This is a genomic window from Paraglaciecola arctica BSs20135, assembly GCF_000314995.1.
GTDB classification, from domain to species: Bacteria; Pseudomonadota; Gammaproteobacteria; order Enterobacterales; family Alteromonadaceae; genus Paraglaciecola; species Paraglaciecola arctica.
Genome location: NZ_BAEO01000005.1, coordinates 1 through 23881, shown reverse-complemented (window position 1 = coordinate 23881; position 23881 = coordinate 1). Strand labels below are relative to the sequence as shown.

The 23881-nt window shown below is 38.7% G+C and carries 22 protein-coding genes; 14 read left to right on the top strand and 8 right to left on the bottom strand.

The window, feature by feature from the left end; translation table 11 throughout:
• Positions 1-858 precede the first annotated feature (858 nt).
• From GARC_RS00935 to GARC_RS00900, 8 genes are all read left to right on the top strand, one after another.
• Positions 859-1638 carry an SDR family oxidoreductase gene (locus GARC_RS00935; RefSeq protein ID WP_007615748.1) on the top strand — a complete coding sequence of 260 codons (780 nt, stop codon included), beginning with the start codon at positions 859-861 and terminating at the stop codon, positions 1636-1638.
• A 126-nt stretch (positions 1639-1764) separates the two neighbouring features.
• Complete coding sequence (locus tag GARC_RS00930) at positions 1765-2592, top strand: enoyl-CoA hydratase-related protein (protein ID WP_007615746.1); 828 nt, start codon at positions 1765-1767, stop codon at positions 2590-2592.
• Between the two features lie 278 nt (positions 2593-2870).
• The gene (locus tag GARC_RS00925; protein WP_007615744.1) at positions 2871-3851 is read left to right on the top strand and encodes a transposase; all 981 of its coding nucleotides are present in this window, start codon (positions 2871-2873) and stop codon (positions 3849-3851) included.
• Between the two features lie 303 nt (positions 3852-4154).
• Complete coding sequence (locus tag GARC_RS00920; RefSeq protein ID WP_007615742.1) at positions 4155-5426, top strand: diguanylate cyclase domain-containing protein; 1272 nt, start codon at positions 4155-4157, stop codon at positions 5424-5426.
• Between the two features lie 344 nt (positions 5427-5770).
• Entirely contained in the window at positions 5771-6256 is a 486-nt protein-coding gene (locus GARC_RS00915) for a hypothetical protein (RefSeq protein ID WP_007615740.1), read from the top strand.
• The gene (gene nrtS / locus GARC_RS00910; protein WP_081587474.1) at positions 6235-7158 is read left to right on the top strand and encodes a nitrate/nitrite transporter NrtS; all 924 of its coding nucleotides are present in this window, start codon (positions 6235-6237) and stop codon (positions 7156-7158) included. The genes GARC_RS00915 and nrtS overlap by 22 nt, the downstream gene beginning before the upstream one ends.
• Positions 7159-7224: 66 nt before the next feature.
• Positions 7225-8868 (top strand): methyl-accepting chemotaxis protein, encoded by a 1644-nt coding sequence (locus tag GARC_RS00905; protein ID WP_007615736.1) that lies wholly within the window; start codon positions 7225-7227, stop codon positions 8866-8868.
• A gap of 119 nt (positions 8869-8987) precedes the next feature.
• Entirely contained in the window at positions 8988-9986 is a 999-nt protein-coding gene (locus tag GARC_RS00900) for a D-cysteine desulfhydrase family protein (protein WP_007615732.1), read from the top strand.
• Between the two features lie 24 nt (positions 9987-10010).
• On the opposite strand, the gene GARC_RS00895 is transcribed toward GARC_RS00900, so the two are convergent.
• Positions 10011-10865, bottom strand: a complete 855-nt coding sequence (locus GARC_RS00895) for a prephenate dehydratase (protein WP_007615731.1) — start codon at positions 10863-10865, stop codon at positions 10011-10013.
• Positions 10866-11215: 350 nt separating this feature from the next.
• Here GARC_RS00895 and modF point away from each other — a divergent pair, with 350 nt between their 5' ends.
• From modF to GARC_RS00875, 4 genes are all read left to right on the top strand, one after another.
• Positions 11216-12661 carry a molybdate ABC transporter ATP-binding protein ModF gene (modF, locus tag GARC_RS00890; RefSeq protein ID WP_007615729.1) on the top strand — a complete coding sequence of 482 codons (1446 nt, stop codon included), beginning with the start codon at positions 11216-11218 and terminating at the stop codon, positions 12659-12661.
• 249 nt (positions 12662-12910) lie between these two features.
• Positions 12911-13858: a bifunctional Delta(1)-pyrroline-2-carboxylate/Delta(1)-piperideine-2-carboxylate reductase gene (gene lhpI / locus GARC_RS00885; RefSeq protein ID WP_007615728.1), complete on the top strand. Its 948-nt coding sequence runs from the start codon at positions 12911-12913 to the stop codon at positions 13856-13858.
• Positions 13859-14253: 395 nt separating this feature from the next.
• Positions 14254-15936 (top strand): SufS family cysteine desulfurase, encoded by a 1683-nt coding sequence (locus GARC_RS00880; protein WP_007615727.1) that lies wholly within the window; start codon positions 14254-14256, stop codon positions 15934-15936.
• A complete protein-coding gene (locus GARC_RS00875; protein ID WP_007615726.1) occupies positions 15936-16439 on the top strand; it encodes a thioredoxin family protein in 504 nt (167 codons plus the stop codon). Before GARC_RS00880 ends, GARC_RS00875 begins: the two co-directional genes overlap by 1 nt.
• An 8-nt stretch (positions 16440-16447) precedes the next feature.
• Here GARC_RS00875 and GARC_RS00870 read toward each other — a convergent pair whose 3' ends face one another.
• The 3 genes from GARC_RS00870 to GARC_RS00860 are packed head-to-tail and all read right to left on the bottom strand — an operon-like array spanning position 16448 to position 17625.
• Positions 16448-16942 carry a hypothetical protein gene (locus GARC_RS00870; protein WP_007615724.1) on the bottom strand — a complete coding sequence of 165 codons (495 nt, stop codon included), beginning with the start codon at positions 16940-16942 and terminating at the stop codon, positions 16448-16450.
• A 42-nt stretch (positions 16943-16984) separates the two neighbouring features.
• Positions 16985-17185: a helix-turn-helix transcriptional regulator gene (locus tag GARC_RS00865; RefSeq protein WP_007615719.1), complete on the bottom strand. Its 201-nt coding sequence runs from the start codon at positions 17183-17185 to the stop codon at positions 16985-16987.
• A gap of 2 nt (positions 17186-17187) precedes the next feature.
• On the bottom strand, positions 17188-17625 hold the full coding sequence (locus GARC_RS00860; RefSeq protein ID WP_153810832.1) for a hypothetical protein: 438 nt from the start codon (positions 17623-17625) through the stop codon (positions 17188-17190).
• 817 nt (positions 17626-18442) lie between these two features.
• On the opposite strand from GARC_RS00860, the gene GARC_RS00855 reads away from it, so the two are divergent.
• Both GARC_RS00855 and GARC_RS00850 read left to right on the top strand, forming a co-directional pair.
• Positions 18443-19186 carry a vWA domain-containing protein gene (locus GARC_RS00855; protein ID WP_007615715.1) on the top strand — a complete coding sequence of 248 codons (744 nt, stop codon included), beginning with the start codon at positions 18443-18445 and terminating at the stop codon, positions 19184-19186.
• Between the two features lie 255 nt (positions 19187-19441).
• Complete coding sequence (locus GARC_RS00850) at positions 19442-21514, top strand: TonB-dependent receptor family protein (protein ID WP_007615714.1); 2073 nt, start codon at positions 19442-19444, stop codon at positions 21512-21514.
• 271 nt (positions 21515-21785) lie between these two features.
• Here the strand turns inward: GARC_RS00850 and GARC_RS00845 are convergent, their stop codons facing one another.
• The 4 genes from GARC_RS00845 to GARC_RS00830 all read right to left on the bottom strand — a co-directional run.
• Positions 21786-22103, bottom strand: coding sequence for an antibiotic biosynthesis monooxygenase family protein (locus tag GARC_RS00845; RefSeq protein WP_007615712.1), 318 nt, complete (start codon positions 22101-22103; stop codon positions 21786-21788).
• Between the two features lie 111 nt (positions 22104-22214).
• Positions 22215-22745: a P-loop NTPase family protein gene (locus GARC_RS00840; protein WP_007615710.1), complete on the bottom strand. Its 531-nt coding sequence runs from the start codon at positions 22743-22745 to the stop codon at positions 22215-22217.
• Positions 22746-22844: 99 nt separating this feature from the next.
• Positions 22845-23276: an acetyltransferase gene (locus GARC_RS00835; protein WP_007615708.1), complete on the bottom strand. Its 432-nt coding sequence runs from the start codon at positions 23274-23276 to the stop codon at positions 22845-22847.
• A gap of 106 nt (positions 23277-23382) precedes the next feature.
• A partial coding sequence (locus GARC_RS00830; protein WP_052151443.1) for a DUF922 domain-containing Zn-dependent protease occupies positions 23383-23881 on the bottom strand: 499 nt, incomplete at its 5' end.

The following is a 23881-nucleotide window of genomic DNA, read 5'->3' as shown; positions in this document are numbered from 1 at the left end:
AGTAGTGTTTAGGGTAAGAAAAGTGCTCTGCTTCCCTAAGTGCTACTTAAACCTGAGGTCCCGCAGCAACCAATACACAACTGTCCTCGGTGTCGGGAAACTTTACAAAATCGTCCACAAACAAGGTGCCTGAATTATAGAGATCCCCACCATCAAGAAACCCAAGACGACAAGAGTCTTTACTTAAACCGCTAAACGAATACTTTGTTTATTAACAGTATTTAATTGGATTTCACTTTGACGTTGGAGAGTGCTTTTTACCTATTATTACAATGGGTGTCTCAATAAGCTTCAAGTTGCTGCTTTACGACCCATTATTATCCACTTTTCGCTTCTACTTCAAGAAAGCCTTAGGCTGTAAAGGCACCTAAACCAAGATATTTTCCGGTAATAACACAGATTTTTTCTTTCATAGAAAATAGATGCTTCAAACATTGAGTTCTCTCCTAAAAGTATCGAATTAATTTACGAAAGAAATCACAGTGGAGAATATTTTTTAGAGTGATGATCAATTAATTTGTTGGGTTAGGTTTTTTGGAAAAACAATTAACAAGTCATCTATTGTAAATAATATTAATTCATTCTAACTATCTGATTAAATTGAAATAAGTGTTTTAATGGTTTGCTGCGTCAACAACCTTTGATTAGTTACGACATCGTTTTTATCTATTTAAATTTGGTTTAGAGGGGGCAGGACACCCACTGGTATCCAGCTGTAAATAAGTTAATATTTTGAAAACTAAACGTTTGGATTCCCCAATATTATTCTGCAAATAACATTTGATAGAGTGATTTAAACTGGGTACTCAATAGAAGTCCGAGATGAAAAAATTAAAATAATGATAGGGGAGAGACCTTTTGGAATTACAGGATAAGATTATTGTCATCACTGGTGCTGGAAGTGGTATTGGTCGAGCATTAGCTGTTCGCTTTCATGCACAAGGTGCTAAGAAAATTATTGCTGTGGATATCAATCTAAGCAACGCTCAAGACACTGCCAATATGGTGAATGGTGTTGCGATGATGGCGGACGTGGCTAAAGAAGATGATATCTCCCGGGTGATTGAAGAAACGGAAGCCAATATAGGCGCCATTGATTTATTTTGCTCCAATGCCGGTGTGGCTTTAGGAGAAAACATCGATTCCTCTAATTCTGAATGGCAGGCATCTTGGGATATCAATGTTATGTCTCATGTCTATGCTGCGCGACACTTAGTGCCTCGTATGGCCGCAAGGGGAGGTGGTTATTTATTAAATACTGCATCTGCTGCTGGTTTGCTTAACCAGATTGGTGGTGCGGCTTATGGTGTTACTAAACATGCTGCTGTTGGTTTTGGTGAGTGGTTAGCTATTCACCACAAACACGAAGGGATCAAGGTGTCGATGCTCTGCCCACAGGCCGTAAAAACTCCGATGACCGCTGTTGAAAATGATGCCATTGCAGCTGCTGCGAGTAATGGCATGATCGAACCGGAAGAACTTGCTGAATGTGTTGTTGAAGAACTTCGCAAGGAAAGCTTTTTGATTTTGCCTCACCCTATAGTGCTGGAATATATGCGCAATAAAACCAGTAATTACGATCGTTGGATTGGCGGTATGAATAAACTTATGCGTCATATTATGGGTATCGGTAAATAAACAAGTCGTGTGAATGAGTACTGGGATACGTGAAATTAACGATGCTTAAAAGCGTTATGCACAATCATATTCTATATGTATCCGCTCAATATAAATTTAAGTAAATGAAAGAATAAAGGAGTTAAAATGAGTTTTTCATCCAATGTATTAAGTATCGAAAAACAGGGGCAGGTCGGCATAGTTTGGTTAGACCGAGAAGCTAAATTCAATGCACTGTCTACAGAGTTATGGTCAAGCATTCCCCATGCCCTTGACGCCCTGTGTGAAGACGGCGAAATAGGTGCGATAATTCTCGCAGGGCGCGGCAAACACTTCTGCGCTGGTATCGACCTGGTTGAAGACGGCCTAAGCGCACATAAAAAGGCTAAGGCCCGCTCCAAAGCTGAAGCCAATATTCAACAGTTAGCCAATACTCAAAAATTTCAGGCTGCCATAACGGCTATAGCCGACTGTGCTGTGCCCGTTGTAGCCGTAGTGCAGGGCTTTTGTCTTGGGGCTGGTGTCGATCTGATTACTGCCTGTGATATCAGAATAGCCAGTGCATGCTCTGTATTTAGCGTACGTGAAACACGACTGGGTCTGGTAGCTGATGTGGGTACCTTACAACGCCTACCTAAGATACTGAATGCGGGTCATGTTGCCGAGTTAGCCTATACGGGTAAAGATATTAAAGCCGACCGCGCGGAGAAAATTGGGTTGGTCAATGATGTTTATGAATCAGCCGAAGCTACTATGGCTGCTGGTATGGCCCTCGCCAATGAAATCGCCGCTAACTCACCTATGGCAGTGCGCGGTACCAAGTTTATTCTGCGTAAGTCTGAGGACATGACCGACGAACAAAGCTTAATGTTGAACGGTATGTTCACTATGATGACGAGCTTACAGTCGAATGATTTACAAGAGGGGATAAAGGCATTTGCTGAGCGCCGAGCGCCCAAATTTACAGGTAGCTAAATAACTAGACGAGTGACAGATGAAAATGACCAGCGGGTCAGCCGTTGTCAACCGTGCGATAAAAGTCGGATCGCTTTTTAGCAAACATTACAGTTTGTGTACCCTATAGAGTGTCCCGGCTTTTATTCGCTAATTGACAGATTTATCAAGCCACCCATCAGATTTATCAAGCCACCCATAACAATTTGACGACGATTTATCAAGCCACCCATAAAAATTTGACTAAATTTGAAGACAAGCTAGGCTTTGATTAGGAAATAAATCAAAGGATTGATGTCATGCCCCAGCCACGTAGTAGTCAAATTTGTTTATCGGATACCCCATTTTATCATTGTGTTTCCCGTTGTGTACGGCGTTCTTTTTTGTGCGGTGTGGATAGTTATTCAGGTCAAAGTTATGAACATCGCCGTGGATGGGTTGAAGAGCGGTTGTTGTTTTTATCTTCAATATTTTCAATTGATATATGTGCTTATGCTGTGATGAGTAACCATGTGCATGTGGTGTTACATGTGGATGTACAACAAGTGATGGCTTGGACAGATAATGAGGTGGTTGAGCGCTGGCACCGTCTACATAAAGGCACATTACTCACTCAAATATTTGTAAGGGGTGACACGTTAAGCCAAAGTCAACAACTCACCTTAGATGACACCATAATCGAGTATCGCAAGCGCTTACATGACATTAGCTGGCTGATGGGTAACCTGAATGAACATATTGCCCGAGAAGCCAATAAAGAGGATGACTGCACAGGCAGGTTCTGGGAAGGACGTTTTAAATCACAGGCTTTATTAGATGACGCCGCATTACTGTCCTGTATGGCCTATGTTGACCTTAACCCTATTCGAACCAAGATAGCGGATACCCCAGAAGCCTCAAAGCATACCAGTATTAAAAAACGCTTAGAATCGATAACAGACCTCAACACAACACCTTCACTGATGTCTTTTGTCGGTAACCCCAGACAAGATATGCCAAAAGGCATCCCTTTCTCACTCAAAGACTATTGTGAGTTAGTGGATATAACAGGCAGAATAATCAGAAATGACAAAGCAGGGCATATAGACCATCAACAACAACCCATCTTACAAAGGTTAGGCCTATCAGACGACCAATGGCTCACCCTCACCACAGAGTTTGAAAAGCATTTTTGCTATGCAGCTGGTGCAGAAATGATGATGAACCAATTTAAAGCGCATACAGGTCATCAACGCATTCGAGGAATGGGTAAAGCAAAAACATTACTTCGCTGCGCATAACCTTAATAAAGCAGTCAACTTATAGCCAATAAAGCACCGCTGTACCTAAAATACCGATAAAAGCCAATTGTTCTCACCAAACAAGCTGAAACTTTCCCTTTAGTCTCATACCCCAATCAATCCAAACATTTGAACGCAGAAAATCGATATTTAATACTTCGGCTAAACTCAAAATTTTATTATGGGTGGCTTGATAAAGAAAGGGAATGATCTAATAAATTTTGGTAGTGGATCTGTCACAACATGTGTTTTACTGCTGGTATAATTAATTTTTATGTAATTGATTCTATAATTATTTAAGTAATGACATTTTCCCACACTAAAGCAATTACTACTTTTACCTTACTCTTTATGCTAATGGCTGTCATTTCGCTTATCGCCATTAAAAAGCTGCAATATTCTGCCTCTACAGCCCTTGCTGCTCGTACAGCAAGTGTTTTAGCTTTAACGATTAATAAGGCTAGAATTTCTTATAGCCAAAATTCTGTTGCGGCCTTACGTGATCACCCCGATATCTCAGTGCAGGCCCTGTATCACGGAAAACAATATGCCATTCCAAACCCTGCAACATTTGCTATTGAATTAGGCGTAGCAATATCAGATCCCGATAATGGGTTGATACTGCATACTTTTAGTAACTATCCTTTTAGCAGTAGGCAGAGTAATGCCGGGCCACAAGATAGTTTTCAAATCGCAGCATTACAAAAGCTGAACTCGAACAATCGAGTATTTGAACGCGTTGAAATGATCGGAAAAAATAATGTTCTTCGACACGCTGAAGCCATTTTTATGGAAGAAAGTTGTGTTGATTGTCATAACTCGCATCCTGACAGCCCAAAAAAAGATTGGCAAGTAGGTGATATGCGCGGAGCGGTTGATATCAGTATGCCTCTTAGCACTGATGATGAAGAGTTAACAAATACAGTCCAGTATGCTTACGTTATTTTTGTTGCTTTTTCAGTAATAGGATTGGTATGTATGTTCATTACCATAAAACGAGCAAATAATTTATCCACCGAGCTAGAACAAAAAGTTAAAGAAAGAACGGTTATATTAAATAAACTTGCTCGCACTGACTCATTAACGTTAATTGCTAATCGTCGATATTTTGAAGAATTTAGTCAGGAAATTTTCAATAAAAAATCTACATGCGCTTGGCCAGTCGCATTATTAGTTTATGATTTGGATTACTTTAAAAGTGTTAACGACACCTACGGGCATAATATTGGTGATGAGTGCTTAAAAGCGGTCGTCAATGCCGTTAACCTAACTATGAGGAATAGTCAGGACTTTCATGCTCGAATAGGTGGGGAGGAGTTTGCGATTATTTTACACGGTGTAACTAATATCGAACTAGAAAAGATTACGCAACTAATATTAACAAATGTCAGTAATGTCGTTATACCTGCAAATGCTGATATTCACATTACTTGTAGCATTGGCTCAACACTAGCGACTCGTGACAGCAATCCAACAATGAAAAAAATGATGGGCCTTGCAGATAAAGCACTTTACCAAGCAAAGCTTAGCGGTCGAAATCAGGCTTGTCATTTGGACTATATCGATAGTCCATAACATTGGGGAAAGCTACTCTTTCAAAATAAGTCATTATGACTACTTAAACCTGCGGGATCACCCATAAGTCGGCCGTTGTTTTCAGTGCGATGAAATAGTGATGATTGCAGATGGAAAAATAACAACTTTTTCAGTTTACTTAACCAACCACTACAAACGCTACTTAAGTCTAATAGATTAAAACCTGATTTAAACTAAAATGGCGTATTGCGAGAAGTCGTGTCTTAAGATTATGAATAAAATAAATCTACTGTAGTGAAAGTTTTCACTGAAAACATAGTTCCTTTTTTTGCTTTAAATCGATGGCAGAGTGCCTAGAGTAATAAATAATAAGGAATCTAATCATGCCTCGAAATCAATTTGTGTTTGCAGCATCTCTTAATAACACCGATATATTGGAAAGTATTCTTGGCGACATAGTGGTAGATAATGCTTGGGAAAGTTTTGTTGCGGCGATAGAACCTCAAATCAAAAGTTTGTTTTCAAGATACACCAACATTTCTGAATTTACTTATGCAGACTATTCATTTTTTATGTTTATTTCAGCGCCGGTAGATGATGTGATGTTTGATATGCAGGAACAAAAAACTGTGTTGATACCACTCGCTCAAAAGTATTTTAGAGAGATGTTTATTGCGCATTTTGGTGGGAGTAGTGGTAGAAAAATCGATTTTTCATTACTTTATACCTTTGTTACACAACCTGATCAATTTACCGTAAATAATATCCAAGAAACTATCGCGAAGGAAGGAATAAGCGATGCGTTGCTGATAGAAAATTTTGATAAACAAGTCTCCCTTATTGTGATATCACGCGCCAAGAATTTATAGAAATACTAGACAAACGGCAGTTGCAAACTTATGTGCAGTCGATTGTAGATTTGCAAAATAATTCTATTGTTGGGTACGAAGTATTAACCAGAGGTCCCGAATGTTCAGTTGTAGAGCGAGCCGATAAGTTATTTGGCTCGGCGACACATTTTGGTTTAACTCGAGAGATAGAGTTTGCTTGCGCTAGACAGGCATTAACGTTTTTACCGCGCCTCCCCAATGATAAGTTTTTGACAATTAATGTAGGGCCAGAAGTTTTGGCCAGTGATGAGTTATTTGCATTATTACAAGATCCACACATAAGCCCGTTTCACAGCCAGTTGGCATTTGAATTAACCGAACATCTGCCTCTAGATGATCTGGATAAGGTTACTCTGGCTGTTAAACGTCTACAAAGTATGGGAATTCAGGTGTTACTTGATGATACTGGTTGCGGTTTTTTCGATATCAGCACCGCTGAAGTCCTTCGGCCAGCAATAGTAAAGTTATGCATTACTGTTATTCGACGTATAGAATTGGGCGATGTGATTGAGAAAGAAATCACAGCTACGCGACAACGTTTAGATATGTTGAACACTAAAACTTTAGGTGAAGGTGTTGAAGACGCCTTTCAAGCTGAAACACTTAAACGTGCAGGAGTACAATATGCACAAGGCTATTTTTTCGATGTACCTAAACCTATCGAGCAAACTTTGAAGGCAAGCAAAGTGGTTACCAAAAAACAGCTAAAGACCGCTGTTTTTATAAGTATTCTTGTAGGAACAATACTAACATTGATAAACCAGGGAGAGGCGTTAATAGGTGATGCTGAGATAAATTGGTTCAAGGTTGTGCTCACTTATATCGTTCCCTTTTGTGTGTCATTGTATTCGAGCGCTGTGGCACTACAGGATACAAAATAAATATACCCCCCTTAATTTTTTTGGATGGCTTACTTCGTCCAATTTCACATTGGATAGATAATAGATATGTTAAATAATCTTAGTATCAATAAGCGTCTACTTGTTGGTTTTAGTGTTGTCACTTTGCTTATGGTAATTCTCACTATGGTGGGTATTTACCGCGTTAATATGATCGGTAGCACATTAACAACAATGACTAACGTTAATGTTGTTAAGCAGCGCAATGCGATTAACTATCGTGGCAGTGTCCATGATCGTGCTATTGCTATTCGTGATCTCGCCACTGCCGAAAATCCAGCAAACATTAAAATACATATTGATGATATTAATCGTCTATCTGAGTTTTACGCGTCATCCCAGAAAAATATGCAAACAATGCAGACATCTGGAATTGATTTTAGCAGTCAAGAGATCTTGTTGTTAGAGAAACTCAATAACTTACAAACAAAAACCGAACGTTTGATCAAAAACATAATTAAAACCAAAACGGGTGAATCGAGCGAAGATGCTTTGGTGTTGTTAAAAAATGGTGGTGGCCAACTTTTTGTTAAATGGCTAAATACCATCAATGGGTTTATTGATTTACAAGAAACGAAAAATATTGCGGCGACCAATGATATTTTAGGTTATGCTTCTAGCTTTAAAACCATTATGTTGGTGTTAACGCTAAGTGCTTTGGCCCTGGCAGTTTTAGTGGCTTATATTATTGCCAATAGTATTAAATCATCTCTTGGCGCGGAACCCTCAGTTGCCGCAGAATCACTGTCTCAGATTGCCCAGGGTAATTTAGTGCAAACCCTGAGTACGGCCCATAAAGTGAGTATGTTGGCAACAATGGCAAAAATGCAGGATCGTCTGCGCCAAACAGTGCTTGAAATTGCCGCCGCTTCACATGATTTAAAAATACAATCAACTATTGTCACTAAAGGCTCTGAAGACATAATATTGCTTGCTCAGGAGCAAGATCAGTTAACGGTAAGTACACGCACCCGTCTCAATGATATTAAGATAAATATTGTTGATGTAGCAGAAACCGCTGCCAAAAATAAAGTGAATGCAAAGCGCATGGTGGAAAGGGCAAGTAATGGGATCGACTCCATGTCATTAAGTGTGGATGCCATGCAGAACGTGGCGAACACTGTGGCTCAAGCGGTAGAACAAATTAGCAAATTAGAGGCGTTGACTAGTCAAATTGGTGGCATAACCAATGTGATTAATGGTATCTCTGACCAAACCAATCTGTTGTCTTTGAATGCTGCTATTGAGGCTGCTCGTGCAGGTGAGTCAGGGCGTGGTTTCGCTGTAGTTGCCGATGAAGTAAGGCAACTTGCCATACGTACAGGAGAAGCGACCAGAGAAATTCAATCTACCATTGAAGAAGTGCAGAAAGAAACTTCAACTGCGGTAGCTGTGATGCAAAATACTTTACCTAAAGTGGAAGATGGTCAAACTAAGACGCAAAATGCGATGAGTTTGTTGCAAGAGATTGAAGAAAACGCCAATAACTCTTTTGAAAATGCAGCATTAGTTTCTGACACTGCGAGTCAGCAAGTGGATGTTATTAGCACGATAACTGAAGTTATGGCGCAAATTGATGAGATAAATAAAAAAACGGTTTATTCGTTAGAGCAAAATAATGCAGCAAGCATCGCCTTGGATAAACTCGCAGAAAAATTGAGTAAAGAAGTAGGTTTCTTTAAAACGGTTTAGTTCTTATCGCGTCGTAAATATGCTCCTACAAAAAAAGGCCTTTTGGCCTTTTTTCTATTTTACTAAGGCTGATTTTGTTATGTTGCGTAACAAAGTAAGCTTAAAAAGAAGTGAAGAATATGCAAGATTTTGATCTTATCCCGCGGGCAATTATTACACATTCACCCACACTGCTAGAAAAGTTACCGAGATTATCCAGTGAACTAGGCTGCAATCTATATGTAAAACGGGATGACTGCACTGGCTTAGCTGGAGGTGGCAATAAAGCCCGCAAGCTCGAGTATTTGATTGCAGATGCACAACACCAAGGTGCTGATACATTAGTGACTGTTGGTGGTTATCAGTCAAATCATGCCAGGCAGACTGCAGCAGCGGCCGCCAAATTTGGTTTTGGTTGTGAATTGGTTTTAGAAGACGTAGCAGGTACCCCAAAAACGGATTATTACAATAATGGCAATGTGTTACTCGATAGTTTACTTGGAGCGAAAATTCATAGAGTAAGCTTAGGTGAAGATTGTAGCGCCTATGCAGAGACTTTAATGCGTTCATTAAAAAGTGCAGGTCGAAAGCCTTATTTTATTCCGTTGGGCGGCTCAAATGTAGTGGGGAGTTTAGGTTACGTACGCTGCGCTAATGAAATTTTACAGCAAATAAGCGCTGAAAATATTCAGCTAGATCAAATTATTTTAGCTACAGGCAGTGCTGGTACACAAGCGGGTTTGTTAGCTGGTCTTATTGCCGCAAAAATCGATATACCTGTACTTGGCATTGCAGTTAGCCGTTCTACTGAAGAGCAGCAGCAATTAGTTGATAGATTATTGCGAGAAACATTAACCTACCTAGGTATCAATCCTAACGAAGCTCAGGGTAGGGTGGTAACCAATGGTAATTATTACGGTGAAGGTTACGGTATACCTACACCTGCAATGATTACTGCGGTGAACCGCTGTGCGCAACTTGAAGGGGTATTGTTAGACCCTGTTTATACAGGGAAAGCTATGGCTGGTTTCATGGATTTGTGTAGCAAAGGTATTATTAAACACAATAGTAATCAGCTGTTTTTACATACTGGTGGCAGCCAAGGACTATTCGGTTACCGCGAAACGTTTTTAGCCTAATAATTTTGTTTTTATTCTAGCTCCTTAACCAGCCGCTGTTTTTAAATACACTTTAGCTGCTGGATAAGATCCCATGTTTTTTACTTTAGCTACTTTGTTAATCTCCGCAATGGCCTCAGCGACAGCTTGATCTGCAAAGTGCCCTTGGATATCAATTAAGAAGTTATATTGACCAAACTCAACTTTTGTTGGTCTTGAAATAATGGAGGTCAAATTTACTTTTCTGGATGCAAATGAAGTCAGTACCTCTGCTAACAGGCCTGGCCTATCGTGATCATCATGAACGACTAAGCTGGTTTTCCAGTTGGAATGAGTATTAATATCTACTGCTATTCGCTCTTTAGATAAAGCCAAAAACCGAGTTTGATTGTTTTTGTAGTCATTTACGTTCTCAACCACTGTATTGTAATCTGAGTGAACAAATGAATCACTAGGCACGATTGCCGCACTATTAATTGGTTTATCAATAAGTCTATTAAGAGATTCGATATTACTTTGAGTAGAAGTGATATGAGTGGTGCCTAATGTATCTATAAACTCTGAACATTGCCCTTCAGCCACAAACTGCACAAACAGTTCTTCTATCTTTGTTAAATCTACAGTATTACTGATAAAGGAAAATTGAATAGGTAGCAGGATTTCTGACACTATGGTTAGTCGGCTATTAATCAAATGATCTAACACTATAGATACAAAACCTTCCGAAAAATTCTCAATAGGTAAAACAGCAAGGTCGTTGCTATCACCTACAGCGTTAAGTACTTGTTTAATAGAACTAAAATATTCAATTTCATGAGATGTTTTGTTTTCAGTTATATATTTTAATGAGGCAGATTCGGAAAAGGTCCCTTTGGGACCAAGTGTGGCTAATTTATTCATATTTTGAAATGTACATTCCCATCAAACGAAGATAAATAGTGGTTTACACTAAAATTGCTAATGACTTTTATTAAACTAATTTAATCCCATTTTTAGCTATTGTAAATAACCCTAAATGCATAATATATCTCACTAATCGGCAAAGCTGTTGTAGCAGTCTTTATTAACTCATCCTTTCATGTAATACATAACAGCACTATCTAAAACAGTGACTTGGGAAATAACTAAATGGGTATATTTAATTCCACCTAAGGTTTATTCGTTGTTAGAAAACATTGCTTATATCACTTTTTGTTTTAGGTTTGATATCATAGCGTTAATTATATCTTCACCTAAATAGTCATCATTCCATGTCTCTGCTGTTATTAGAAAATTGTCACCTAGTGTTAGATGGTCATTATCATCTCAATATAGAGTCTTTAAACATACAAGCCTTACAACATACGGTTATCTTAGGTCCTAACGGTAGTGGTAAATCCGCTCTTGGGGCTTTAATGGTTGGTGAAGGAGAGCTGGTAGAAGGGCAACGCCAAGTGACTTCGAGTATTGCCTGGGTGTCAGTTGAGCAGCAACAAGCGTTAATTGAGGCCGAAAAGCAAAAAGATTGCGCCGATATTCTCGATATCATTCCTGTACCCACAACAGTGCAAGAGATTTTGTTTGAAGGTTTGAAGGTTTCTGATATTGAGCAGGGTTTAGTGGAGCGCGTGAGCAGTGTGTTTTCGCTCTCAGGGATGTTGCAGCGTTCATTTCGTGCATTGTCTACAGGCGAAACCCGCAAGATATTATTGGCCAAAGCCTTGTTAAGCCAACCTGAATTATTGATTTTAGATGAGCCTTGGGATGGTTTAGATACCCAAGCTTGTGTTGACTTTAATGAGCTACTACTAGAAATGACTGCCAAAACGACCTTAGTCCTAGTGCTCAATCGTTTAAGTGAAGTGCCGAGTTTTTGTCAGCAACTTGTACTGATGCAGTCAGGTAATATTCAGTGGCAGAAACAAGTAGAAGACGATCTGGCTGAACAACTTACTGATATCAACCAGTTGCAACATATGCAGCAACAAGATTTAGTATTGCCACATAAAGATAGTGATAGTTTTGCACCTCATCCCTTAGACGCAAACGCACCACTGGTGAAGTTAACCAATGCAAAGGTGAGGTACGCTGATAATATTATTTTTAGCAATTTGAATTGGACCATTCAATCGCAACAACATTGGCAAGTAACCGGTCCAAATGGTTCAGGTAAAACCTGCTTATTAAATTTGATAACTGGCGATCATCCACAGTGTTATGTAAATGATATTTTTGTATTTGGTTATCAGCGGGGAAGTGGTGAAAGTATATGGGAAATCAAACAATACATTGGGTATCTGTCTAATGCGTTTCATTTAGATTATCGGGTGAACTGCTCGTTGTTACATGTGGTGTTATCAGGTTTTTACGACAGTATTGGTTTGTATCAACAAGCGACTAAGAATCAAGTTATATTAGCGAAACAATGGTTAACCTTGATGGGATTAGATGCTCAAGCCGCGACACCTTTTCAAGAATTATCCTTTGGCGATCAACGTATAGCATTGATTGCCCGAGCCATGGTGAAACACCCAGCGTTATTAATTTTAGATGAGCCTTGTAACGGCTTAGACGATATCAACCGCCTTAAAGTCTTAGCTCTTATTGAATTGTTAGCCCGCGAAGGGAGTACCACTTTATTGTACGTGAATCATCATCAAGAGGATGTGATCCCTAGCATTAAACATCATTTGTCGATGACAGAATATAACGTGTGACGTATCACTTAGTTACAAAACACGGATCCTTGCCTCATAAGTGATCATTATGTTTGGGTCTTATTCGCTAAAACTTCTATTCGCACTTGTTGATCATACTGTGATTGGATACATCATTATTTTTGAGGGATAGTAACTGTCATCTAGCTATTTGCAAGTGACAAAAAGTTTGCAGGATCTTTAATTTTTGTAGAATTGGCAACTGTTAAGCCTATTCAATTAATCGCGCATTTTTAACAAGAGGGCATAATGAAGATAATTAGCACAGAACAAGTACAAAGCAGTTTAAGTTTTGCTGAATTAATCCCACTGCTTAAACAACGTTTTAGTCAACCGTTTTACATGCCACAAAGGCAAGTACTGCAACTAGACCCTGAAGATAACAACAATCATGATGCATTTGCCTTATTACCTTCATGGAATGAGGAGGTGATTGGCAATAAAATGTTTACCTATTTTCCAAACAACAGGGCTAAGCATGACTTGCTTGGTATATATTCAAAAATCATGCTGTTTCGCCGTGAAACAGGTGAGCCTTTAGCCCTTGTAGATGGGACAAGTATAACTTATTGGCGTACTGCTGGTATTTCGGCTTTAGCCAGCCAACTGTTGTCACGAGAAGACTCTCAACATCTATTGTTATTTGGAACAGGTAACTTAGCGGCTTATTTATTACATGCACATATTAACGTTCGTGCGTTGAAAAAAGTAACCATTTGGGGAAGGAATGCCGATAAAGTTCAAAAACTGATTAGTGAATTTAGCTCTTTATATCCAGACATTAGTTTTTATCCTAGTGTCGACGTATCTCAAGAAGTGCCGCATGTTGATATTATCTGTTGTGCCACAGGTGCTAAAACGCCATTATTTGATGGCGACCTAGTTAGCAAAGGTTGTCATATTGATTGTTTAGGGAATCACATGGCCGATGCTAGAGAGTGTGACAGCGCCATAATCACTAGATCTCGAGTATATGTTGATAGTCTAAGCAACACTCTAAGCGAAGCCGGGGAGTTACTTATACCCATTTCAGAAGGTGTTTTCAAAGCGGATGATATTGTGGGGGAATTAGCCGATATGTGTAAAAAACCTGAGATCCTAAGGCAATCGCCAGATGAAATAACCTTGTTTAAATCAGTGGGTACTGCTGTTAGTGATTTAATTGCTGCTTATCTGGTTTATCAAAAGAATAGCTAAATACTACAGAGCTCGAGCTGCGGTGAAGGTTCCCCATAATGCGTGTTTTTGACACAAGTTTTGCGTTGCTGGAAACGCAGAGATTGAATTTCGGCACCCTAGTTGAATAAAAATTAAATCGACCTAGGGTTCAGATTCTTAAACCGTATTTGAGTCTGTAGATGAATAATAATCTATGACTGTTAAGAACTTTGCTCTGTAGTTCAATGAATGTTGTAAACGAAGTAAAAAATTGGCACATTGTGACGTGTTAGATTGATTGCTAAGTAATCAATCTAAAATAATGTAGCGTAACGTGCTTTTTAATACCTTGCCCAATCCAATTTAAATACCTTGCTAATCTGCTGTCGATTGACAACAATCTGCAGTAGAAATTTATTTGTTTTATAGAATCAATGCAATCAAAACTATCCAATACATTACGTCAGCATTTTCCCTATTTTTTCAGTCCAAACTCACAAGGCCGCGTGTATTTGGATAGTGCTGCTACTAGTCAAAAATTGCAGTCGGTTATCGATATTACCCAGCAGTACTACCAAGAGCGTACAGTGAATGTACATCGCTCTAGTCACCAGCTAGCGGCTAGTGTTACTGAACAATTTGAGCAGTCACGCAAGACTATTCAGGGCTTTATTGGTGCCAAGAGCCATAAAGAAATTGTCTGGACTAAAGGTGCCACCGAAAGTATTAACCTTGTGGCCAGTGGACTCGCTAAAGGTCACTTTAAAGCGGGTGATAGTATTTTTGTCTCAGCCTTAGAGCATCACGCTAATATTGTGCCTTGGCAACAAGTCGCACAAGCGAATGAACTGCAACTTAAGGTGATGCCGGTTGATGCTAATGGTGTGTTAAAACTTGATGAATCATTACAACTAATTGACTCAACTACCGCTTTGGTTGCTGTAGGTCATGTATCTAATGCCCTAGGAAACATCAATCCCATTGCAGCTATTATTGCTAAGGCCAAAGAAGTGGGCGCTTTAACCCTAATAGACGGCACCCAGGCCGTCAGTCATTTAGCTGTCAATGTGCAACAGTTAGACTGTGATTTTTATGTGTTTAGCGGCCATAAAATGTTTGGCCCTACTGGCATAGGTGTGTTGTATGGTAAATACGCTTTGCTTGAACAATTACCGCCTTATCAACTAGGTGGTGAGATGATCGAAAAAGTCAGTTTCGAACGCACAACCTTTCAACCACCACCGTTAAAATTTGAAGCCGGTACACCAAACATTGCTGGGGTTTTGGGTATAGCGGTTGCTAGTGAGTTTATTCAAGACAATAGAATGGTTATGTTGGCACAAGAGCAAAACTTGTATCAGCAATTACTTGCCACTTTGACTGCTATTCCACAAGTTAGGTTATGGGGTGACAAGGTTAACAGTATTTGTGTGATGTCTTTTATTGTGCAAGGTGTCGATCAGTACGATTTAGCGGTGTTGTTAGATAAACGCAATATTGCCGTTAGAGTAGGGCATCACTGCGCTATGCCTTTGATGAACGTGCTAGGTATCGATGGGACTATTAGAGTGTCATTGGCGGCTTATAATAACAGTGCTGAGATTGAAACTTTTGGTACTGCGCTAATTGAATGTATTAGTTTGTTAGATGACTCAGTAAATCAAGTTACGGCTGATGATACTGTATTCGAACCAAAACAAAACAATCTGGCTCCTATAGCAGGATCAATTAAACAAGCAAAAAGTTGGGATCAAACCTACAGACAACTGATGTTAGCGGGTAAAGGTTTAGTCAGATTGCAAGATCAATACAAAACGGATTCAGCAGCAGTACATGGCTGTGAAAGCCAAGTGTGGATTCGCTGTTGTATGCTTCAAGACACAGTTGTACTAGAAGGTGATTCAGCCAGTAAAATTGTTCGTGGTTTATTGGCTGTGTTGTTCGAAGCCTTGTCAGGTAAAACCGCCAGTCAAATATTGGTTTTTAACTTAGCTGATTACCTAGAAACATTACAGTTGGGAAAACACCTGAGCCAATCCAGAGGCAATGGATTAACTGCTGTAGTCGATAAAATTACTGAATATTGCCAATTACACCTACAAAATCAGGAGGCTTGATGTCAACTAATAAGCAGCAAAACCCAGCAAGTTTCCCATTCAATAAAGTCTTAGTTATAGCTGGGTTTATTATACTGTTGTCAGTATTAGGCTATTACGGCAACAAAACCGTTCAGACCTACCTAGGGCAACAAGCCATAGAAGAAACAGGACTTGATCAACGTACCTTAAAACAAGCGTTAGAAGTAGCCAAAAGCTCTAATAAATTAGTACTAACAGACATGTCCGCTATTTGGTGCCCATCTTGCCGTAAATTAGACAAACAAGTGTTCTCTAATGAGCAAGTTAAATCCCAGATTAATCAAGATTTTGTTTACGCAAGAATTGAGTATGACTCGCCAGCAGGCGAACGTTTTATGCAAGATTACCAAGTAACAGGTTTTCCCACTTTGTTGATATTAAATGCAGAGGGTGAGAATTTAGTACAGTTACCCGTAAGTTATGAGCCAGAAGCCTTTTTAACCACATTACAAAAAGTCGTAGCCGCTATTCCTCCGCTATGATTTGCAGCTTATTGAATTTTATATTTATCTACAAAAGCCTGACAATCCCCAGTGTAAGTGACATCAATTAAGTAATGGATTTTCCATTCACCATTAATCTGTACCAATTGAAAGCTGTTACTACCACAATGACTCAATTTATCATTAAGATAAAAAGCAAAGGGAGTCCAAACACTGGCCAATTCATTTTGTTGGTTAATGATGACGGCTAATAAATGTTCATCTAATTCGGCGGTATTTGTACTTATACTGAGTGCAAATTTTTTTACATCTGTATTGGTAATCTCACCTTTAGTAGTAATACGTTGCAATAATGCTTTGCTGGTGAATTGAGCCAGAATCTTGTCTTGATCATGTTCACGCATTGCATCGAATAGTTTGTAGATAGGGCCAGTAACAGCATTGTCTTTTTGTGTTGGTTGTTGCAAATCATGAGCAAGGCTTAGCTGACTTAAACTAATTAATGTTACGACAAATAATGATCTAGACAGCATGGTTTTCATAAGTGATGTTTATCCATTGGTTTTTTAAAGTGACTGGTTTGTTCACCGTTTTAATGAAAAAATGTCTTCGACTGTTACATTTAATACTTCAGCTATTTTTAAAGCTAAAACCGTTGATGGAATATAAATACCGTTTTCTACAGTATTAATTGTTTTTCTACTTACACCTACTTTTAATGCGAGCTCTGCTTGAGTTAAATTATGAACTGCACGATGTATTTTTAACTTATTTAGTAACTCCATGTTTATGCCCGCAGCTCTAGTATTATGTGGGTTATTAAATATGTAGACACCCCGGAAACTAATGAAAATAGAGAAGTAAAAGCAACACCTAATGAAAATACAAAAAGATCAATAATTAACATAGATAAATTACTGATCATTAGCGCAATAAATCCAAATTTTGCGGCTTTACTTGAATGATGCTGAAAGCGTTCATCATTAATTAAGTGATTTTGATCTCTATATAATTTGTAATACGCGATCCAGTCTTTGATATTAAACAATAGCCATAATGTACAAATTATAGAAGTTATCAGCACCCAAGTTTGTGTTTTGAAAGGTGTTTGATTTACCAACATTGAATAAAAGATCCCAGTGCTCATGCTTAGAATCAAAAATAAGCAAAATGACATACTTGATACATGAAACCGAGAAATAATCGAAAAACTATCATTTTTCATATCCACTTCCTTAATAAATGTATTTTGAATAATGTAACATATATCGCCCATTATGAAACCTTAAGGTTACATAATGGGCGAATTAAATAAGAACTTTGAGGATTTTGAGGTTCTTTCTTCTTTATTTAGAAGAGCCAAGGCTAATCGAGACACCCATAGTAACAATAGATAGAAAAATGGCCCAGCTTCAAATTTTGTATTTCTTTATTATGGGTGTCTCTGTAATTCGGTGATGGGTGTCTCTGTAATTCGGTGTATTTATAGACCCAACCATAAATTTGGTATTTAAACTCCCCCCATTTTAAGAAAGTAGCAAAAGCTAGCTATCTAGACACTTGGAGTGATAAAATTTCTGGTAGTCCTGTTGTTTTATAATTTTTCAACAAGGTCGACTCTGTAATTAATCGTTCATTTTATTCCTAATCTGTAGGGGAATAGCAACATCTACTGTCAGATATTTTTACAAATCGTACATTTCTAATTTCGGAAACTAATCTAACTGGATTACAAAGGCCTGACTCCACTGGTTAGTGGCTTAATCAGCTGAACTTGATGGAAAACCCTTCAGTAAGCTGCTTCACAAAGCCTAAAAGTTGTCATTATTTTTTACAATTAGTCCCTATTACAAATTCAGGGCGGTATTGTATCTAACTGATTATTAACATAAATATTTTTTGGTGCCAAAATTGCTAGGCATTAGGGATAGCTATTCAAACACCAGCGAGCAGTAGGCGGATTTTGAAGTAGTAAACGGCTATAACTATTGTTGCCAATATTTTTGTTATTGGCTTATGAAGACTTACGGATGGAGTAAAACATGAAGAATAGAATAAAAAAATATCTAGTCGGCTTATTGTTGGCTATACCCTTAACGTTAGGGAGCAATTTGGCAAATGCAGCACTAATCAAAACCGCGCTGGGTATTGTTATCGACGGCTCGGGCAGTATATCAAGTGCCGATTTCGCTACTCAAGTTGCCGCCTATGGTGCAGTATTTGGCGATGCAAGTGTCGTTAAAGCCGACGGTAGTGTGGTAGTTAATGTCATACAATTTTCAAGCGGTACAATTTTAGAGCAAACGGCAATCCGCCTGAATGATGAAACCGATCGTGCCACACTACTCGCGAGTATTGCAAGCATGAGTCAACCGAATAGTGCCACTAACATTGGAGGTGGGGTTGCTCTTTCACAAAGCGATATGGACGCGTATTTGGCAGGGTTTGCAGCAACTGACTTTGCAGTAGATTTTACGAAACTCATCGATGTTTCTACTGACGGCGCCCATAATACTGGAACAGATCCAACAGCGGCCACAACGAGTGCGCTTGCGGCAGGGTATTCGGCGGTAAATTGTCTGGGCATTGGTGCTTTTGCTAATTGTGGTTGGAATCTTACCGGTCTGGATTTTGTAGCTACTACATTTGCTGAGGTAGAGGCCGTCTTAAAAATCAAAGTAGGTACCGAATTAGGTACCATCGATGTTCCTGAGCCAGCGACTCTGTTCCTACTTGGTCTTGGCCTGTTCGGCATTGCTACCGCACGATACTCAAGAAAAGCGTAATTAACGTTTTCTAATACCAGTTCATTGTATTATTAAAAAACAGTAATCATAGGGTTGCTGTTTTTTTTTGCTCAAATTTAATTTGGGTAGAAACTTGACCTTACAGGATTGTTATTAAAATTTTTTTTGGATAAATGCTCTTCCAATCTTATATTTTATTACTGTTAAGGACTATCTTAATGATATTGATTCGCATTATTCTTTGTGCTCTAATTGCCGCAGATAAATATTTAAACTTTTTAGGAAATATTCGTAATGCGGACAACAAAGTCATCGCTATCACTAGCAATTACGCTAGCCTTGTTATCACTAAATACTGTTGCTCAACAGCAAGATAGTGCTGAAGAAAGTAAAGATCAAACAATTATGCCTACCATGGAAGTTATCAAAGTATTCGGTAACGCTAACTCTGTAATATTGGAGCATACCGGTTCTGTTGTAGTCATAAATCGCCAACAAATAGAAAAAATTCAGCCTCTATCCACTGAAGATGTTTTACGTCGTATTCCAGGTGTCAATACTAAAAGTGAAGAAGAAAGCGCGATTGTTGCAAACTTTGGTATTCGTGGATTATCTGCGAGTGAATCAAAATCCCTTATGTTAGAAGATGGTGTTCCAGTCGCACCAGGTTTATTTATTGGTAATGATCGTTACTTTAATCCTCGTGTTCAACGAATAGAACAAGTTGAAGTATTGAAAGGTTCATCGTCACTTCGTTATGGTCCGTCAACTATCGGTGGTGTAGTCAACTATCAAACAAAAACACCTGATGATGGTGTAATGCTTACGGGTCGAGCTGGCTCGTTTAATATGCAAGAAATCAGCCTAGAAGCGGGTGGGAAAAACGAAGCCGGTGATGCTTTTGCTGGCATTGTGGCCACCCATGCTACCAGTGATGGTTTTATGGATAAAGGCTACGAAATGACTGATGTCATGGCTAAGGCAGGGGTTATTTTAAGTAACGACCAAAAGGTTGGTATTAAAATATCACGCTATGAAAATGACGCTGATATTTCTTATCGCGGTTTGTTAATGGACGATTATTTGGCGGGTGCCGATTATAACCCAGGTGCAGATGATAAGTTTCTAACAGATCGTACTGCTTTCGATATCAATCATGAGTGGGCTCTTTCCGACCAAGCAACATTGAAAACTTTAGTTTATTGGAGTGAAGTAACTCGTGATTATTGGCGTTATGACGTCGATACCGAAGCTTCGAACTCTGCAGATCGATGGGTTTATAAAGACACCTTATCAGGTAATAACCGCTCATTTGACCGAGTTGGTATTGAAACTCGTTTAACGCTTGATCATCAGTTATTTGGTATGACAGCAAATAGTGAGTTCGGTTTACGTTTCATGCAAGAAGAATCAAATGATACCCGTATTCGAGCAGAGCGTAGTTCTGATCGAACCGGTGTAAATGACCGACACAGAATTGACTCTGCAGACAGCTATGCAGCTCATGGGCAAACTCGTATTGAGTTGAACGAACGCTTTGCTATTACGCCGGGTTTGCGAATTGAATCATACGAACAAAAGCGTTTGATATTAACAGATGATAATAGCACTGCTAAAACGAGCAATACTGAATTTTTGCCAGGTGTAGGTGCTACTTATAACCTAAGCGAATCTGCACAGTTTTACGGTGGTGTATATCGAGCATTTTCACCCGCATCTAATGGTGTAGCACTTGATGGTCTGATGGACCAAGACTTAGATGGCGAACGCTCAACTAATTATGAATTAGGACTTCGTGGCAATCAGGGCGATGTCAATTATGAAGTTGCTGCTTTTGCCATGGATTTCAGTAACCAAGTAGTTACTGGTAACAGTGATCCAAACTTATCGCAGTCTAATGGTGGTAAAACTGAACATTTAGGTATGGAGTTCATGTTAGGTTACAAGCTAGGCGGTGGTTTCAGCATAGATAGTAACGCTACTTGGGTTCCTACTTCAGAGTTTAAAAGTGGTGAAAATCAAGGTAATCGACTACCTTATGCGCCAAAAATTGTTGCAAACCTGGCGTTTAACTATCAACAAGAGAGCTTAAGCACGGCGTTAACTGTCCATCACCGAGGTGAGCAATACGGTGATGCTAGTAACATTGAAGAGATCCCAACAGATGCTGCAGGTGGTATTTGGGGAGGTTTATTGCCATCTTATACGCTGCTAGATTTAACTGCACAATATAATTTATCTAATAATTTACGTTTATTTGGTGCAGTAAAAAACCTGACTGATAAACGTTACATTACTGGTTTACGTCAAGGTATTTATGTTGGTCCAGAACGATCACTAGAAGTTGGTGTAAGGTACAAGTTTTAAATAAGCAATGAAAGCTGTTAAGCATTAAAAATAAGCGATATTTTTTGTCATTAAAGTGAAGAATATGACATCGTTTTCTTAATGCTTAACAGCATCAGTTATGAAGTCTAATCGTGAAACCCATAGTAACAATATCCAGAAAATGATCCCCAAGTTCAAACCACTTAGTGACGCAACCTAAACAAAACACTTATATAAATTCTTAGGGTAAATGCTCTTCAAATTTTGTATTTCTTTACTTTGGGCTCTGTTATTTCTCTTAAACGACAGGTTATATGCCGTAATCTCGTTCTACTTTCGAAATACGAACCTTAAAAGAACTGTACCAAGACTTACGACCCTTTTTATGAGCTTTTAAATGTTCAGAGTTCGCTTTCCAATTTCTAATTGAATCTAAATCAGCCCAGTAAGAAACAGTTATTCCAACATCTTCTCTTGCTGATTCAATACCTAAAAAGCCTAGTTGTTGTTCGGCTAGCTCAACCATTCTATCTGCCATTTCTCCATAACCATTTTCACCTTTGGTTCTTGTAGATGTAAAAATTACAGCAAAATATGGAGGTTTAGGTGTATTAGCGATAACTGACATATGTGTTCCTAGGTATATAATGCTCAGCCCAGCAACTGCCAAGCGGTAGTGATTTATGAAGCGAAACCACAAAAACCAGTGGAGGTTTGAGCGTATGTTTGATGCTGATTGTTATATGCGAACACCGGTATCGCCAAAATTATTAATGAAATCATCTATTTCTTTAGCCGATGTAATTCTAATTATAACTTTACCCTTACCGCGAAGCTGAATCTTTGAGAACAACTCAGGAGTCCAGAACTTTGGGGATAGCCGCAGATATTTCCAGCTTGCTAGGGTACCCTTTAAAACCGAGCTACCTTCTGGCCATCCTTCGGGTTTGACAAAAAAGCTCTTTAATAGCCTTTTAGTAATCCACCAGTAATGAACATAATAGGGAAGGTCGATGTAAATCAGCGTATCAGCGGCATCAATACGCAACCAGAAAGATCCTAATGTACCAAGCCCCTCAACTATCCAGTTTTCAGTGTCTATTAAATCTGCATGTTTACTTGAATATTCTTCAGGTGTAACTCGCTCGCCGTTGTGTTTGTATTCGATTAAATCCAACGGGAAATGTTTGATACCTGTTCTTGCCGAAAGATCCCTGCTTAGTGTTGACTTTCCACCTCCAGGTTTACCAAATACAGCAATCCTTTTCATTTAATTGATGATCCCTTTTAAAAGTTTCATTATTTTTTTAAAGTGACAGTCTTATTAAGTTTGGCTACGAAAAAGCCGTCGCTTTGCCTTGTTAAATTATCATAACAACATATGCAGTAATGGATAAGGCTTGCCCTGTCCATCAACTGGAGATCGCCCAGTTACCGAAAAACCAATATGTTGGTAAAAACCTAGCGCTTGCTGATTCTGTTCATTAACATCAACTTTGGTTGCACCTTGGGATTTGATGGCATAGGAGGCTAACAAAGTACCAATACCTTTACCACGCACATCAGGTGAAATGAATAACATTTCAATATTGTTATTATGTACACCACAAAAACCCAGTATTTCACCATTACTATTTTTGGCACATCTTAAATCAACAGAGTCAAAATACTGCTCTAAGATCAGCGGTTTTAATGCCTGAAGATCTTCTTCTGTCAAAAAATCATGGGTGGCTCTTACCGATGATTCCCAAATAGCTAGAAGCGTAAGGTGATCTGCTTTTTCTACGTTCTCAATATTCATTACCAAACCTGATTTAAAGTTAAATGCCACCTAAAGCGGCTAAATAAAGTTGGTGAAAACAGCCAACTGGTTTAGTTCCGACTTAAATTGCTTGTTAAACAAATTATTATAGATAACTGAATAGGCTTGCACCTTGAGTTTCACCGTGATTTGTACGTTGATCATATTGTTTATTTAGTTCGTCTAATTCAGATAAATATCCATGTCCAATAGCATTAGCTTTTATCTCCAATGCAGAACATTTAGTTTCAGCTGACATATCTAAAATAGTACTCTCAATTTTTTTAGCAATTTTAAGAGCTAGCTGATGATGCCCTTTTTCATGTAACACTAATTTTGGATACCACTGATTCCATATTTCATTCACATCGACTAGGTTAGTACCCAGTTTAGGAAGAGTATATGTAGTATTTACATCCGTATTTGCGGAAGTAATCCAACAACTTTTATTATTATATTTCCATCTAAAATTCCACTTAACATGAGAGTTTGCATATCCATGAAATTTTTCACCGCTCTCTGATATAGGAGTTGTCTTATTTAAAGAGATAAGTATTTCAGCTTTAGAGTAAGGATGAACAAGATAAAAATCGTAATTTTCAGTG